Annotated in this window: 12 protein-coding genes; 2 read left to right on the plus strand and 10 right to left on the minus strand. The window is 36.5% G+C overall.

The genetic code is table 11. The features are described 5' to 3' along the window. Positions 1–335 precede the first annotated feature (335 nt). The 8 genes from PQ963_10940 to PQ963_10975 all read right to left on the minus strand — a co-directional run bounded on the left by PQ963_10940 (position 336) and on the right by PQ963_10975 (position 15,465). Positions 336–5,012, minus strand: a complete 4,677-nt coding sequence (locus PQ963_10940) for a cobaltochelatase subunit CobN (GenBank protein MEN4030175.1) — start codon at positions 5,010–5,012, stop codon at positions 336–338. A gap of 350 nt (positions 5,013–5,362) precedes the next feature. Then, the gene (locus tag PQ963_10945) at positions 5,363–9,856 is read right to left on the minus strand and encodes a cobaltochelatase subunit CobN (GenBank protein MEN4030176.1); all 4,494 of its coding nucleotides are present in this window, start codon (positions 9,854–9,856) and stop codon (positions 5,363–5,365) included. 776 nt (positions 9,857–10,632) lie between these two features. Continuing rightward, positions 10,633–10,857 carry a hypothetical protein gene (locus tag PQ963_10950; GenBank protein MEN4030177.1) on the minus strand — a complete coding sequence of 75 codons (225 nt, stop codon included), beginning with the start codon at positions 10,855–10,857 and terminating at the stop codon, positions 10,633–10,635. A 486-nt stretch (positions 10,858–11,343) separates the two neighbouring features. Continuing rightward, on the minus strand, positions 11,344–11,733 hold the full coding sequence (locus tag PQ963_10955; protein MEN4030178.1) for a hypothetical protein: 390 nt from the start codon (positions 11,731–11,733) through the stop codon (positions 11,344–11,346). Between the two features lie 88 nt (positions 11,734–11,821). Next, positions 11,822–11,947: a hypothetical protein gene (locus PQ963_10960; protein MEN4030179.1), complete on the minus strand. Its 126-nt coding sequence runs from the start codon at positions 11,945–11,947 to the stop codon at positions 11,822–11,824. A gap of 842 nt (positions 11,948–12,789) precedes the next feature. After that, on the minus strand, positions 12,790–13,749 hold the full coding sequence (locus PQ963_10965; GenBank protein MEN4030180.1) for a radical SAM protein: 960 nt from the start codon (positions 13,747–13,749) through the stop codon (positions 12,790–12,792). 95 nt (positions 13,750–13,844) lie between these two features. After that, positions 13,845–14,654 (minus strand): nicotianamine synthase family protein, encoded by an 810-nt coding sequence (locus PQ963_10970; protein MEN4030181.1) that lies wholly within the window; start codon positions 14,652–14,654, stop codon positions 13,845–13,847. Then, the gene (locus tag PQ963_10975; GenBank protein MEN4030182.1) at positions 14,629–15,465 is read right to left on the minus strand and encodes an ATP-binding cassette domain-containing protein; all 837 of its coding nucleotides are present in this window, start codon (positions 15,463–15,465) and stop codon (positions 14,629–14,631) included. Before PQ963_10975 ends, PQ963_10970 begins: the two co-directional genes overlap by 26 nt. Positions 15,466–15,531: 66 nt before the next feature. On the opposite strand from PQ963_10975, the gene PQ963_10980 reads away from it, so the two are divergent. Continuing rightward, on the plus strand, positions 15,532–16,179 hold the full coding sequence (locus tag PQ963_10980; protein ID MEN4030183.1) for a GNAT family N-acetyltransferase: 648 nt from the start codon (positions 15,532–15,534) through the stop codon (positions 16,177–16,179). A 113-nt stretch (positions 16,180–16,292) separates the two neighbouring features. Here the strand turns inward: PQ963_10980 and PQ963_10985 are convergent, their stop codons facing one another. Both PQ963_10985 and PQ963_10990 read right to left on the minus strand, forming a co-directional pair. Continuing rightward, entirely contained in the window at positions 16,293–16,589 is a 297-nt protein-coding gene (locus PQ963_10985) for a hypothetical protein (protein ID MEN4030184.1), read from the minus strand. Positions 16,590–16,925: 336 nt separating this feature from the next. Continuing rightward, complete coding sequence (locus PQ963_10990; protein MEN4030185.1) at positions 16,926–17,480, minus strand: hypothetical protein; 555 nt, start codon at positions 17,478–17,480, stop codon at positions 16,926–16,928. Between the two features lie 73 nt (positions 17,481–17,553). Between PQ963_10990 and PQ963_10995 the strand changes: the two genes are divergently transcribed. Further along, on the plus strand, positions 17,554–17,742 hold a 189-nt coding region (locus PQ963_10995; GenBank protein MEN4030186.1), incomplete at its 3' end, for an IS630 family transposase.

The raw sequence follows: 17,742 nt of genomic DNA on the forward strand, positions 1-17,742 counted from the left end.
TTATCAGTTTTTTCAATTCTTCACGGGTAATCCATTTTTTAACTTTTAAAGAAGGGGTTCTACTCATGAATAATAATTATGATCTTCATTAGTTAAAAATATTACGTCTTATACTATAAATTATTTTTATCCAGTTTATATCAATATTATTTATCAATATTATTCACAGTTATGATATGTCTGTTTAATATTACTACTTAAAAAAATGGAATATTTAAAGAGATAATACATTAGAACTATCTGTTTATGCTTTGAAAAATTAAAATTTAAGAATGCCTATCGAGATGTAAAAAATAGGGTGAAAATTCCAAAAAAATGAAAAAAGAAAAAATAGTTTATTTTCTGGACAACCCTAATAGCCTTAAAATGTCTGCTCTGAAGTAGCCCACAGCAATCAGACATATCAAGAGAACAACACCGGTTATTGCGACTGCAGGTGTGCTTGACTGACCAGAACTTTGCTGATTTACCTTTGATACTTCGTGGGAGGTTTGATCGCTACTTCCACCTGCTGGCTGCTGTTCTGCATGTGAAGTTACCTGGCCTGTATTAACATCACCTGGCGAAGTGCTGCCTGCAGAAACACTATTAGAATTGCTTCTACTTCCTGTCTGGCCAGTACTTCCACCAGTTTGTCCAGATGTCCCTGTAGATCCAACTGTTACAGTTTGGCCAGTAGCCTTCTTCAAAGTATTGGCAAATTGTTGAAGCTGATCTAAGCTTAAAGAAGAGCCTATTACCACAAACTGGTTGAAAGCCGTGTTGGCACAGGTGTGGTGACAGCAAGATACTCCATACTGAGGTACCAGAGTTATATACTTATCCTTTAGAGCTGTTAGAAGCCCTGAATCAGCTTTCCATATGTCTCTTCTTGCAGCTTCTATGACCCATCCAAGCATACTTTGGATTGCAAATGACTGGTAGTCTTTAGTAGCAGTGAATCTGGAGCTTAACAGGTTTTGAGCCACCATAGTCCACATCTTGCAGGATACACTATCTGTAGTGACATCCATTCCAAAAAGATACTCGAACCTTCCTGCATATTCCATCCATCCACTTGGAGTGTTTAACAGAGAATCCATGAATTTAGGGTTAAGTAACTGAGATCTTATCTTCAGTTCTGTTTCTTCCTCTACTGTTCTTGTGACCACGTTGTTTTTGTTTCTGATATCTGCCAGTATGCATTCTGGATTTCCTCCAAGATTTCTGGAAGCAAGTACCATCCCACCATACCAGTCATAGAAATCATCAGTATCCAGTATCCCCCATGTACTGTCAATGTTTTGAGTTACTATATCTGCATTTTTTAAAAGATACTGGAATGTATTCCGGTTCTGTTCAATGCTAACTCCATTGAGTGTAGACCTCCATGCATAAGATACTCTGGATAGATAAACACTTGCCAGTTCATCGCTGGTCTTCCATTTACCTGTTTTAGGCAATAAATCACATACTCCTGTTCCTTCAAGCACCATTCCCGGTAATCCAAAGATACGATCTAATGAAGGGTTTTCAGCCAGATGTTTTTTAACGTAGTTCTGTTTCGCTGTTTCTTCAGGGGCTTCAGACGCTAATTTCACTGCATTGTTCATGAGATTTATCCATAGCTCGTTTCCGGTGACTGCTGTGGTGAATACATCTATACGTGGTCTTTGCATGGTGACACCATCGATGGTGATAGTCAGATTCTCAAGTGGAATTATAATAGGGTCAGGTTTAACGTCCAGATTCTTCGGATTCCAGTTTGGCATTACTCCTAAAAGATACATGAACTGAGCTATGGCTATAGCATCGGTTCTAAGCAGTTCTGTACCCCACATAACCATACCCACTGTTTCCGGGAATTTACCGTGTTTTTTATAGTAATCTGTTAACAGCTCGTCAACTATCTTTTTAGCGGTGTCCCATGCTGCTTTGGTAGGCATTTTCCTTGGATTAGAAGCATAGAAGTTCATACCGGTTGGAAGGACATCTGCATAGGAAGGGTCTGCTGCAAGGCCAGGGGTAACAAATCTGCCGCTAAGTGCCTCTAAAAGATGCTTCCATTCCTGATTATCTCTTATTTCACCCATGGTCTCTTTGCAGAATTCAAGATCTGCCAGTAGATCTGCATTTGTAACTTCTAAACTGGCTGGATCATGGTCATTTGCTATTTTTTTAATATAATCCCTGATTTGATTGTCTATTGCTTTGATTTCATCTTCATATTTAGCATCCTTCTGCATATCATAGTATCCCAGAGTTATCGCTGGATATAACACAGTTTTCATGTTGTCTGTAATTTTAGTCATGGATGCAGCTATGGTAAACACTCCTTCCACAAGTTCATCGCCAGTTAACACCTTGCCCAGACTGTGTAAACCAAGTGGTATGATGTCGTTTTTAATCTCATGTAACTTTAGATGGATTTCATCCAGCCACTCCCTAAAGTTTTGTCCCTGTTTTTGGGCTTGTAAACCTAATTCCTGTGCTTTAGCTTTGATCTGTGCCTCTAATGCTGGTAATATCTGATTGTTACCTACATTTATGGCGTTTTCATACTGATGCATCAGATCATGCATCACTATCAGATCACCGTATAAACCAGATCTGACCATTGCAGGCGTCATATGGCTGATTATGAGTGCACCAGCTCTGTCCTTGGCCACCATACCTTCCCCTGGATTTGATACTATGTAAGGGTTGATATTGGGTATATTGGACAGCTGGAAAGGCCAGTCATCTTTCTGCAGCCCAACATTTCTTCCAGGCAGCCATTCCAATGTTCCATGAGTTCCCATGTGTATCATTGCACTGGCATTGAAACTTTTCTCCAGCCACCTGTAGAATGCTATGTACTGATGATGCGGTGGTAGAAATGGATCATGGTAATTCTCCACTTCTTCCCAGCCCCTGCTTGGCTGAACTGTAAGGAATATATTTCCAAACATCAGGCCTGGAATAACCAGGGACCCGTTATAATTCATTATATTGCCAATAGCCTGTCCCCATCTGCTTATCACCTGCTCTTTCAGTGCTTCTGGCAGTTGATTGAACCATTCACTGTAAGTTGATGCATTTACCAGTTGTTCATTGGCCTTAAGGGTTCCAAGATTTTCCTGTACATATTGATTTAGAAGATTCTGCGCCCAGCTACCTTTGTTACCGAATTCAGCTACTAATGTGTACAGTTGTTCTGCGTTAGGAATTTCTCCTGTTCCAACATTGTAACCCTGTTCTCTTAGGTTCACCAGAAGATCATGAACGCTCTGGAAAACATCAAGGTATGAAGCTCCTATTTCAGCTTTTCCCGGCGGGTAATTGTATAGGATCACCGCTATTTTCTTGTCGGAATTGGGTAATTCTTTTAGTTTAGCCCACCTGTTGGTTAAACTGACTATTTTTTTGATTCCTGCATCAATAGGACGTTCGAAACCATTTTCATCAGTGTAGGATATTACAACAGGACTGTAAACTCCTTCAAAGTAGGGATAAGTTACTGCAAAGGTCCATTCATACTGAGCACCGAGCGGATTGGTTAAACTACTCTGCTTATAGAGTTGTAGCCCTTTTATAACCTGTAAATCAATTCTTTCCAGTTCATTTAAAGCACCGCCTTTAGAGATGTTTGCATAGTTAAGTGACCAGCTTTTCAGTGAAGTGATCGCAGATACGCCCCTTGTTAATGGGCCATTACCATCTTTTCCAAGCACCAATTCCTCTAAGAAACTACTTATTGGAGGATTGGTAGCGCCCTGGAACAGATTTAAAACTGCCCTGCCCTGACTTTCATATTCCCTAATTAAGGCATCTATGGTTGGAGCATATTCGCCTCCGGGACCATAACTGGCTATTATTATGAATGAACCAGTTATATTTGATTTAGTTGTGTTATACCATTTTTCAAATTCCTGATATACGCTGTTACGTGCTGTGGCTGCCCATGTGTTGTAATTCTGGTCTATCCATTTTAAACTGTGGTAAGGCGCTATATATCCAGGATTTCCTTCTATCCATGCTTTTATCTGTGCTTGAGTTGGGACAGCGGACACGGTTTTAGTTGGATAATCTGGGTGATAAATTCCCCAATTTGGCGTGGCCATTACTGGACTTCTACCATGTTGGGTTGGGTCAATTGTTGTCTCTCCAAGCAGAAAGTAAATATACTCAACCATATTCTGTAGATTTGTTTGTAAGGCTGTTTCACTTGCAAGTGCGTAGTATGAGCCCATATAAGTATTTTCTAGAGTATCTTGAGTGTCATTGATATCACGACCACCCAGTAAGTGTAATCCGTCTCCGCCCCATTTATCTGTGTCAGTGTCGCAGGGGTATCCGAAAGCACTGGAGATCATGTAATTAGCGTTAGCTGGGCTTTTCAGTAGTTCATCATACCATGAATCTCCCCACCCAGTTCCTGGCATGGCCATGTCCAGATAGGCAAAGTTTACATACTCCATTATCCAGTCATTGACTGGTGAGGAGTTTGGATTCCACATATCAAGATAAATCAGTCTTCTATTGTTTAGATTTCGGATCCCAATGCTTTTTTCTGGGACTGAGCTCAGTATGGCAATATCTGGCATGAAAGTGTGGTTTAAGGTGGTTTCAGGTATAGGTGTGCCAGTTGGTGTTACTGTAGTGGTGAAGTTCTTGTAGGTCAAGTAAGCAATTTCCACCTTGAATTCAGTGAGATTGGACAAAAAACTGATATCGTATTCACCTGTGGAATTGGTGGTTCCAGAGGCAATTGTTGCGTTGGTAGTTGGGTTTTGGATTGTTATTGTTGCGTTTTTAACTGGGATGGCATTTGTGAGGTTTGTATAAGTCCCAGAGCTTTCATTGTAGATTTCTTTTACTACTCCATAGATTCTGGGATCTGACACCTGACTGGTACTACTTGAATTATCAGATGTGATAGTTGTATTCTGATTTAAGAGTTCACCTCCCTGTGAATTTTCTGCTGCCACTGCTCCGCATAGGGCCAGCGTGAAAACAATTGTCATTATCAGTAAAATCGCTTGTTTTCTCATTTTTTTCACCTCCTTTTCTTTTTGATAAGCCTACTTGTTATTCAAGTATGCTTGATTAAAAATCAATTATATGTGATATTTAAGACTATCGATTTTTTCAACTTTATTTTAATAAAATTAAAGTAAAGTTTATATATGAATTAAAACAATCCATTGTTAGGTGAAAAAATAATAAAAAAACATCAAAATGGGTCTACCGTGAACCTCCTTACTCCCAAAAAAGATGTCTTCACCATGGAATCTGGAATTAAACCAGATTCTATTTTTATTAATTTTAAAATAAGCATTTAAAATGAATGATTAGCTTTAAAATTATTATGAGTATCTAAAAAAAAAAGAAAAGGGAAATTTTATTTTTTGGTAAACCCTAAGAAGCTTAGGATACTCTCTCTAAAGAACCCTGCACCAAGAAGCAATAGAATACTGACTAATCCAATTCCAGCGTAAATAATTGTTTTGTCAGGAATGCCGGAAGCGCCAGGGTTACTTTTAGCTACCTCATATGCCTTTTGTCCCTCTTCACCTGTTTCTCCTGACTCCTGCTGTGCTTGACCGGAATCAGCACCAGCAGAACTTGTCTGACCTGCTGAAGAAGCACTGGACTGTGATGCAGGACTACCAGTTGATGGAGTTCGACCAGGAGTTCCAGGAGTAGTTCCGGGTGTAGCTGGAGAATCAGGTACGCCTGCCGCAAACACTGCATTCTTAGTGGCTCTATACATCTGTTCCTTGAACCTGGAGAGCATGGCACTGTCCATGTGTTTCATAGCCCATTCAACCAGTTTTGGATTACCACAGGTGTGATGATCACAGCTAACTCCATGATGGATGATACTCTGTGCTATTTCATTAGCCAAAGCTGTGGCAATAGATCCATCAGCTTTCCAATAGTCTTTTCTAATTGCTTCAAGCATTACTGCCATCATGGCTTGCTTAGTAAATGGATTGGTCCTTGAAAACCACTCAGTTAGTCCAAGGTTATGTTTATCTTTAATATATACAGCGTAGGCCTCATCCCACATGCTATTTGTTACTGCATCTGGCGAAGTGATATCCCAGGCGATCAGGAAACTAATAAAATCTGTCATCTGTCCTGCGCCCGCTGGACCATGTTCCTGCATCGCTTTGATCCACTTTGGATTGAAGTATGTGCTTCTAACATCCCTGTGTAGAGACTCGCTTAATGATTCTATCTTTGGATTATCGGGGTTTTCCAGATTCATAATCCACATCTTTGGATCTCTGCCTGTGATGCTTCGAATTGTAAGACCAAGCCCACCAAAGTATCCAAAGTAGTCATCATCACTGAACAGATCATTTACATTAACAATTCTTCTAAACATGGCGATTTCGCTTCCATCCAGGTTAAGCCTGTATAGATCTGGTAAATAAGTTGTGTCACTGTCTGCTCCTTCGTGCACGTTACCAAACGTTCCAATATACGTCTCTGCCAGCTTTCCTTCGTCGTCCCATGTGCCACTCATTAGCAGTGCATGTTGCATGGCATTATGATGGTTTCCATGTTCCTGGCTGAATACTCTCATCATGGAAAGCCTTCTTGCATTTTCTTCACTGTAACCTTTCTTTATAAGGGCATTGTAAATAGCATCAGAGCTTTCCCTCACAAAGTTGGGTTGAGTGTCGCTGGCACCGGCTGCAAGTCTAACAGCTTTGTTTAGCAAGTCTAACCTGCAGCGGTACATATTCTGATATAATGCGGTGGTGGTTACTACAACGTCGATTCTGGGCCTTGTTAAGTTTTCTATCAGTTTAACATCTGTGATATAGTTTTTATAGCCTGTGTCTGGCACTGGTTCAACACCAAGTAGGTAGAGTATTGCAGCCTCCATTACACCTTTGTCCTGTTGGGTGTGAGTTGCCCATAGCATGAATGCGATCTTTTTTGGATAATCTCCAGTTTCCTTTTTGTAACGCTCTAAAGTATCCTGGGCAAGTTTTACACCTACTTTCCAGGCTTCTTCTGAAGGTATTTCCCGGGGGTCAAAGGAGAAAAAGTTTGTTCCTGTTGGAAGTACATCAGGATTTATGACCGGGTCACCGCACCTTCCAGGTGGAATATATCCTCCTCGAAGTGCAGCAAGAGTTCTGTTGATCTCCAGTGTGCATTGATTGATCCTCTTTGCATATTCGATGGCTAAATTTAAATATGCAGTCATATTGGCTGAGACATGCCCAAGAACAGAATTCTGTGCATTTTCAGGGCTTATGCCTTCAAGTATAACCTTTGTCAGTAGTTCCTGTATTTTTTTATCAGACAATTTATTGTTTTCCATGTAAGTCCTGAATTCATAGCCTAATAATGATTGTACTGTGTTTGTAAGCTTCTCGTCCTTGGGCGGCACTCCAAAGACATGCAAACCATAAGGTATGAACTCTGATTCTATATCATGTAAATACAGATGTATGGCATCTAAAAAGCCTTTAAAGTCACTTAAAGCATTATCCATGTTAATGTTGAGGTCTTCATTAAGTTTCAGATCTCTAACTAACTGGATTATGCTTTTCCTATACTCTTCTTTCACGCTTTCATCGGTTGTTGTTTCATATCCATGTATTTTACTGTGCAATAATGCTATGTCTCCATACAATCCTGAAACTGTAACCGGAGGGGTCAGATGGCTTATCATCACTGCTCCTTGACGTCTTTTTGGTAACAGGCCTTCGCTACCCTCTATTGTGAAGGGGTAGATCACTGGTATGTCCCCGCTTACTATAGCTGGCCAGCAGTTATCATGATCAAGACCGGGTCCAGTTTTACCAGGTAACCAGGCAACTGTTCCGTGTCTTCCAAAGTGTATAGCTGCGTCTACACCAAAACCTTTCTGAAGCCAGAAGTAAAACGCCAGATACTGGTGTGTTGGTGGAACGTTTCCGCTGTGGTACAGTGCCCTTTGGTCCTGTGTATATCCACGAGAAGGCTCTGGGGCAAGGATTACATTTCCAAACCTGATTACTGGAAGTACAATCTTACCATCATAAACCATGATGTTTCCTGGAGGCTCTCCCCACATGTCAATGACTTCTTTTTTCTTTGCCGGCAATAGTTCATTAAACCAGTTCATATAGTCACTTAAAGGCACTAAAATCACTGGCTGAGTTTTCACCAGATTTTCCAGTTCTCCTGGAGCCCACAGTCCAATGTTTAAGCCCTGATTTCTTATGAGATTTACCAGCTCTCTATTATCTGGGAGGGGCCTGTCCCCAAGGTGATATCCATCATTTTTCATGGCTTCCAGAAGTTTGGGCAAACTAGCATAGACATCTAAATGCCCTGCACCTGCTCCTTTATCCTTACCTTCACCATGCCAGTAGATTATGGCAACCTTCTTCTCTGGGTTAGGTGTGTGTCTTAGATTTATCCAGGCAACAGTTCGATTCACAATCCCGTTCACCTGTCTATCAATTGGCCTGTAGAAAGCCACTTCAGATGGCAGATGTGAATATTTTGGATCACGCTCCTTTGTTGATATCACAACTGGGTCAAACATTCCATCCCTTTCAGATGGCACAATGGTGGCCCCAATAGTAGATGCTTGAATTCCCTGTGTTCCCTTGAACCATTCCTCATAAGTTCCATAAAATTTCACCCCTTTGATGATCGGAACGCCTAATTTCTCAAGTTCGACTACAACATCCTCTGACGAGCTCTTCGGGGACCATCCAAACATCTTATAGTGAACGATCGCATCTACAGCAGATCTACCGTTCTTCATGAGAAATTTATTGATATCTGGCTTACCCTCATGTTCATAGAAATAAGGAATCACTTTTATACCTTTATTTTCAAAATCTTTGATTAACGCATTTACTGCTTCAAGGTCTCCTGTCAGATAGTCATTTGCGTGGAATAAAATTCCAACTGTCTTTTTACCTTCTGTAGGGCCATACCATTCAAGATAGTCATCCAGACTGCCAAACAACTGTGTTGCACGTGGATGATAAATTCCTGTTTTTATAACAGTAACTGGAGCCTGTGGCTCTCCTACATTTAATCCAAGAAACCTGTTTCCAAGATACTTTAAAAGTTCTTTTGAATTTGCACTGCTCATGTTAGTCCAGTAATCCCTGATCCATTGATGCTCTTTGTGTCCATGGGCATGTATAACTCCCTCTGGAAGTGTTGTCCAGTGTCTGGTCACAATAACCGGTATTTTCTTTCCTATTGCTTCATTCATTAATGTACGGATTCTGTCAAGGTTCGATGTTTTCCCCCACAGCCAGTCTATAAATACAAGATCATAATCTGTGATTCTGTCTGGAAGGTTACTTATTAAGCGCATGTCACTTTCTAAGAAGCCACAGTCCACTAAAGCTGTAGCAAATATTGGATTAATGCTGCTGTGAAATAGAAACAATGCCTTTGGTTTACCAAGTTCAAAATCTGCAGTGCCGTACATATTTGAACCATTAGGGCTTACTGTCACTTCCCTGGTTGATGGAATATGGCCCGGATAACTTGCAGTTACATTAAACACCATATCAACACTTACAAAGCTTAGATTATAACGTCCGTCACTTTCTGTTTTTGCAGTGGCCAGTGTAGTGTCATTGTTTTTTGCTGTAACGGTCACATTGGGGAATTCTGATTTTGTTTTACAATCTGCAACAGATCCGGAAATTACAATCTGGGACTGTGTGTTTCCACATGAATTTCCTTCCCTAACTTCAGGGCTTTCTATAACTGGCGACTGGCTCAGATTTGATTCTGAATCAACAATAGATCCAGTTTCACCTCTGGCGGTAGTATTTTCTGCTGATACTGCTCCACACAGCGTTAATGCGAAAACAAATGTTGTTACTAGTAAAATCACTTGTCTTCTCATTTTTTCACCTCCTTTTTTGTTTATAAAGGATTTTAAAAATTACTGATATTTAATAGTTTTTATTACTTTTTTATTATTACTTTAAAGCCAAAATCCAACGTTTTAGTAATAAAAAAGACCATAATTAATAATTTTCGTTTGAATAGTCCTTATTTTTTAATACTGACTATTCAAGATCATTAAAATAGTTTAAAATCAATATAATCTGTTATTAACTAACATTAAATGTTGTAAGGGGTTAAATAAATTATTATTGTAAATAAAGCATATATACACTATTTACACTCAAATCTTCCAGATTATTTATGGATATTTATAAAAAACAATTCAATTGCATTAGAATTAAGTGAAATAGGACTATAAACAACGTTAATCAAATCTTTAAACATTAATCAAAAATTAATACTTAGTATTATTACTAAATCAGGTAAAAAATCTTAAAAATATATTAAAAAGTAATAAATAAATGAGATATTCTCATTTTAAGTTTTTTCAATTTATAGGGCATCAAATGACACATTTGAGCGAATGAATTTAGATGCCCTATATTTTGGATTTTTGAGGGAGTAAATGGCAAAAAATAGTTAAATTAACACTTGAACCTGAAATTTTCTTTTAATATAATATTTAACCAGATTTGCCATTACAAACAATAGATTAGCACTTTTCATATATAATACTTTCTATTTTATTTGTATTATTACGTAGAGAGCTAATTTAGCCAGAATCTTAATACTTAATCAAAAAATAATGAAAATAAGAGCATATTTTTAATATTATAATAAATCTTTTTCAACAAAAATCAGGTTTTCATCGTAATTTAAACGGTATTCATTCTTATTCCAGTTAAGTTTTCTTAAAGAATTCTCTACGATTTCTAAGTTCTTTTTATTGTATGGAAATGTTGTCCACGCTAAACAGGAACCTTTCCCTGCTAAATCAGTATTCAAGTTCACCAGTTTTTCTATTACTTCAAATTCAACTAAGCTATTATTTTCCATTTGTATGTCTCCAAAGTTTTAATAGGGCATTTAAATACATTTGAATTAGTATAAATGCCCTATGTCTACTTTAATTATTTCAGGGGTCTAAATGGTTTAATTTTAATACATTCTTCTATTTCAGGAGGAAACCAATGGCAAAGACGCAATAATTTCCAATTTTTGCGGTTGCGAAATTATGGGTTTTGCAAGGATAAATTAATACTGAAACCCCGTATTTTTAGCTTTAAGTAATACATAATCAATTCTTTGCCATTACAAACAACAATTAGCACTTTTCATATATAATATTTTCTATTTACATAGTATTATTACTTAAAAAGCTGATTTAACCAGAATCGTAATACTTATTCAAAAAATAATACTTCCAATAAAAAATGTTGTAATACCCAAACAGGTAAACAGACAAAATAAAAAAGCAACAATTCCTAAAAAAAGTTCATTGGTTATTTACCATTCTTTTTCGAAATTTCAAAACTTAATTCTTCAAATTTTTCCTTTAAAAATATCTTTTGGCCGTTTCAATACGTCTGGATCTTCAATTATCTCCTTTGAATACTTCAATAATTCTGAATCGTTGATTATTTCACTTGACCCTTCAATTATTTCCTGTGAATCTGGTATTATGTCTGATTCCTGAATCATTTCTTTAGTTTCGGTGATTTTTCTTTTAAAAAGGAGTTTTTGAAGTGTAAGCAAAAGTTCTGTGTGCAAGCCTGTGCATTTATAATTTTCTGCAAGTTCAATAAGCTTAATAACCCTTGAATTCTGTTTATAAACCTGTCCAAAACCTGGAACTATTTCACTATTTACAAAATTATCATATATTTCTTCAGCTGCATTTAATAATATTCCCTTTGTGCCTTTTAATTCCATTTTGAAGTAGTTTCATTGCATTTTCTATAGCATTTCATGATTTCCAAGTGCTAAAAAGCCTCAGCAATACATTCGTTTAAGGATGATCCTAAAGTGCAGCGATTTTTGCAGATTGTATACTCAGAGAAGCTGATTTGTGCTCGCATAATGATACAAGAACCGCTCCAAGCATTTTCACTTCATTTTTTGAAGGTAGTTTGCCTTTTAAAAGCAAATATATCATTTCAGGAAAAGAAATGTTTCCAATCAGATCTTCTGTAAGAAACCTCTTGTAATGAGTCTGTTTGGCTCAACCTTAGTTATAAATGTTTTCCATTTTGGTCTTAATGGTTCAGGAGTTGCCATGATATCCTAATTTGATTTATCAAATCAGTTCTTTATCAATGAAAATCAGGTTCTCATCATAACTTAATCTATACTCTTCTTTATTCCAGTTCAGTTCTTTCAAAGATTTTTTTACTATTTTCAGGTTGATTTTACTGTAAGGAAAGGCTATCTATATAACACATGTATTTCTTTCTCCAGACTCTGTTTCAAGTTTCTTAAGCTTTTCCTTGATATTAATTGATTCAACTGTTTTTACCCAATTCCATTTACCTCATTAATTTTCAAGTTATAATTTTCAAAAGGGCATCGAAAAATAGTACATTTGAGGTAAAGCTTATTTATGCCCTATTTACTTTCATTTTTGTAGGGGATCTATTGAAATTTTTAAGTAAGGAGGGATGGCAAGATTTTATTATGCTTATGCTAAGAATTTTCTTTTTTAGGTATAAGCAACCTGTTTTTGCCATCACATGTGGTGTTGGTTTTTAATATATTTAACACTTTCTATTTGGTTTTTATTATTACTTTTAATCCATATTTATGTCTTTTAGTAATAAATATCCCATTTATTACTTTATAATGGAATTTAAGTGTAATTTTAATACTGAATTAGAAAAAGAAAAAGGATTAATTGATAGTCCATGAAATGGGTGATTTTTTGAAGATAAAGATCAAACTAATAATAAAATGTAAAATTAGTATTTAGCCGTCAAGTGTTAATTTAGAACTTCATTCCTTTGGTAGATTAGTCCAGGGCTCTAGAATTATAGCTGGGCAATGATTCTTTTCAGGGCATAAACCACAGTTTCTAGGCCTACGGTAACATCCCACATTATTGAGATAATTATAAAGCATTTTTATTCCTTTTTTATCTTTATGCGTCATATAAATGTTTCCAGACGGATAATAGCCCGAATAATCCACTTTTTCTAGTCCCTGCTTCTTACATAATTCCACAAATTCCTGCATGAAACCCTTGGAGGGCGCCGGGTGGTAGTAAAGCATAAAATGCGGTCGAAATCCCACCAACCTGTATGGAAGGTTAGGGTCTATATCTCGGATAAACTGAGCTATTTTAGGAATCTGAGAGTCATTAATACCAGGTATCACCACTGTACGGAATACCCTGATCTTTTCAGGATGTTTTCTTGCCAGCCATTCAGCATTTCTTAGAACGGGCTCTGCCGGGGCGCCGGTGATGGCTTGATGTATTTCATCATCAAAGGCCTTTATTTCGAAATTGATATAGGATGATAGTTTTGCCATTCGTTTCATGGTTTTAAGGGCGGAAAATCCGTTGGTGGCTATACCAATCTTCAGTTCAGGGATTTTTTCTTTCATTCTTGAAGTTACTTCTTCTAAATAAGGAGTATGGATGGAAGGCTCTCCTCCAGTGAAACTAAACTTTTTTACACCAATATTACGAGCAAAAGAAGTTTCAAATGCTTCTAAAGCTTCTCGGACCAGGTTATCTGGTTCTACGTAGCCCCGGTATATCCAGCCAGAGTCAGGATACTGTGAGATGCGATAAGCATTGCAGTATATGCATCTAAAAGAACAGCTCAATAGAGTCACACTATAGCTTTTCAATACTGGAGTAAGGCCAGTATAGGCTATCTCTGGGATTTCAGCTCGACATACTCCCCTCTCCCCTTCGAGCCGGTTTACCTTACAATTCCAACTGCACAATTGACATCTCTTTAGATCGTTTAGATATTCCAGATTCATGCTTATAACCGATTTAAAACACCATAAATTTGACGATGATTAAAATAAGAACTCCATTATTTTATGCTCTCTTTCTTAATGAGTACTGATGTATTGTTCACCTTACCTGTGGGTAAAACTATGTCCACTATCTTAAATCCTTTAAGCACTTCTTCTGTAACTGGAGCATACAAAATTGCCCTCATGCCTGTATAAGTCCTGTAGAGGATAGGAATGGAATGATCTACCTGCTTTCTTATATTTTCAAAAACTCTCTTTTTGGGTTCGGCAAGAGCTGCCACCATCACCACATCATAATCTAAATGGCTGATCTGGGTTTCGTCTCCAACTACCACTTTTATATGGGAGCTTAAACCCAGTTTTTCTATTATTTTCTCTGAAAGTGCAGCAATTTCAGGGATAATCTCTATACTGCTGCCCTGCACTCCATAAAATCTGCTTTGCAGTATTGAGGTGAGAGGGAGTGGCCCCCCTCCTATAAACGCTACTCTCTCACCTTTGGTAAAATTCACCAGCTCATGTTCATTTTGAATCAGTTTCTTGTATCGATCAAAGAAGTAGAAAGATTCTAAGGTTCCCCATGGATCATTGGATTTGAGTATCTCGTGGGCTTTCTCAATCTCCAGTTTTTCTGCCACGTCCACATAGAATTTTCGGATTACCCTCAAGGCATGGCCTATTTTCTTATCATCCAGTATATGTTTTGCATCATCAAAATCTATGCTTGTATCATGGGCAATTTCCTCTATTGAATCAAAAAATGGTAAAAACTCTTCTAATGGTGCATTCTTAATTTGATGACTATTGTATTTTCCCACTATCTTAGATATCTTCAAAATTTTATCCCAGTAAACGTAACAGCTCATCTCGAGCCTCCTTTACAGTTAATTTAACCTCTACAGGTACACTTTCTTTTTTTAAGAGATATAATAGGTGGGCAACATGTGGAAGTCTAAGATGGGCTTTTTTAATTACAGCTTTCCTTGAAAAAATCTCTTCTGGACTACCTTCTCCTATTATTTGCCCATCATGCATTACATAAACCTTATTTGCAAAAAGAGGTATGAAATCGACATCATGAGAAGACATTATGGTGGTTACTCCAAGATCTTTATTTAGATCATGTATAATACGCAGCATGTCCACCACCCCTAATGGATCCATATACGCTGTCGGTTCATCGAAAACAATGATTTCAGGTTCCATCGCAATGATCCCGGCAATTGCGACCTTTTTCTTCTGCCCATGACTTAAATGATGCGGTGCTTTTTTTTCAAACCCTTCCATTCCAACCTTCCTTAGGGCTTCCCGCACCTGCCTGTCAACTTCATCTCTGGGCAATCCTATATTCATAGGTCCAAATGCAACATCTTCAACTACAGTGGGTGCAAAAAGCTGGTCGTCTGGATTTTGAAATACCAGTCCAACTTTTTGCCTTATATTCCTTAAAATGTCTCTGTCATTTTTGAGTGTTATTCCAGTTACTACCACATTACCTGAAGATGGTTTTAAAATACCATTAAAATTTAAAAAAAGTGTTGTTTTCCCTGCACCATTTGAACCTATAAAAGCCACTTTTTCTCCTTTTTTAATTTTAATGTTAATGTCTTTAAGTGCACATGTTCCATCAGGATAATGGTAACTCAGGTTTTTTGTTTCAATTACTGATACATTCATCTTTATTCTCCCTGAACAAATGATTTAAATACTTTTATTGTATATATACTGCCAATTAATATATATATGATGGTAATTATTACTAAAATAGGCTTTTTCCAGCAAAAAGTATTAAAAAATGTAAGACGTAATAAGGGGGCGGTTAATATAAACTATTTCAAGATAAAACCAATGGAAACCAGAGATATAGAACTCTTTGGACTCAAAAATTTCCTTTTCAAGATCATAAATGAAGAATTTGGATATAGATATATTCCGCAATATCATAAAGATATCATAAACCTGGAAGATTATTACATTAAACCCGACAAAAACATATTTTTACTTGCATTTTTAAAAAATACTGATATTTTAATAGGTACCCTGGGAATAAGAGCATATGATAAAGATTATGATATATTTAAAGGGATTTATGACCCAGAAAGTACTGCAAGCATTTGGAGAGTATTTATAGACAAGAAATGGAGACGAAATGGGATTGGTTCTAAATTAGTAAATTTAGCAGAATGTTTTTGCAAAAATAAGGGTTATAAAAACATATATCTTCATACGCAAAAGATGGTGGATGGTTCACTGGATTTCTGGCTTTCAAAAGGCTATAAAATAACTAAAGATATGAAAAACGAATTGGGAACTGTGCATATGGAAAAAATATTAGTTGAACCCATTAAAACCGAAGAAAGGAAGTTTATGGAGCGATTATATGAAAAGTAGTTATGTTGATTTATTTAACTCTTTTTATAGCCTTTGCAATTCTAAGCAGATAATAACTTCAGTATTATGGTTTCAAATAGCGTTTTTATTTTTGATAAAAGTTATTTGCATTTTCACGAGATTAAAACCGCCACAATATCAACTAAAAACTGTGAAACTCTAAACAACACAAAAGTTAGCACAAACATAAATAAAAATCCTTTTTTTGACCTTAATTCAATAGGTACAATTTTATTAAACTTATCTGGAAATAAATACACTGTTTCCATGAGTAAACCTACTGTAATCGAAGTAATGATAAATTCAAGGGAAGAAACGCCTTTATTAAGATATGAATTTATGCTTGAAAATCCTTGGCCTATGGTGTAAATTCCCAAAGCCTCAGCCAAAATCCAGTAAGAAATAGGCATGAAACCAAAACCTTTAACTGTTTCTGTAATTTCTCTTTTTCCAGAAGCTGAAACGGAGATCTGACAGGTCTCATTCCATATTTTTTTATCCTATTTATCCCAGAAATAAAGGACAAATATAACTCCTATTAGTATAAGACAGAAAATAATGAAAAATGGGATAAAATTAAAACCCATTAAAAGTTCAAATCACACATAAGTCAAAACAAAATATAAAAATTAACGCTAAAGGTATTAAATATAAAATTTGAGTTTTACGTTCCTTTTCATTCAACTGATAGGGTAATTTAAATAATATTTTTGAAATACTTCTTTGCATTATCTTAAACAACTAACTTATTTGAATAAAAACATTGGAATCAAATAAAACAAATTAAATAGTACTACCAGAATAAGGCCATGAATTTGAATTTTAGGATGTTCTGACATTAAAAGGTAAAGAACAGATCCTAAGCAAACTAATCCAAATAATACATAGAAATAATGCAACAAAATACTAATTATTAGAAAGATTAAAGAATATGAAGAACTGAAAACATCTTCTAATGAAATTCCGGCGTAAATAAATCCTACTGCGATAACTATGGCCATAATTATAGTATAAATTGGTAAAACAAACTGGAAAAAGCTCTTTATAGGAGTCTGGAAGCTACCTCTCATAATGAGCTTCAGGAGTGCCAGTGCCAGTGTTCCATTAACAGCGAGTTTAATAAAAGGGATTGCTATTTCAAAAATTGAATTTACTTCCATGAATTTGGTTAAAAAAATCGAAAAGATAAATAAATAGCCTATCACAATTATTTTATTGTATCTGGTGGGATATGGCTGTATTTCATCTAGGCTTATCTTTTCCCAGGGTTTTCTATTGGCAGATGATGATTTAAATTTCATTTTCCTCACCCAATTTTTCATTTATAGTATAAGACGTAATATTTTTAACTAATGAAGATCATAATTATTATTCATGAGTAGAACTCCTTCTTTAAAAGTTAAAAAATGGATTACCCGTGAAGAATTGAAAAAACTGATAAGAAAAAAGGAAAAAGACGTTAAAGTTTTAAATAGGCTTCATTTCATGAATTATCTCTACGATGAGTGCAGTGTTCCTGAAGCAAGTGAAAAACTAGGCGTAACAAAACAAGCAGGTTATATA

The organism is Methanobacterium sp. (genome assembly GCA_039666455.1).
Taxonomy (GTDB): Archaea; Methanobacteriota; Methanobacteria; order Methanobacteriales; family Methanobacteriaceae; genus Methanobacterium_D.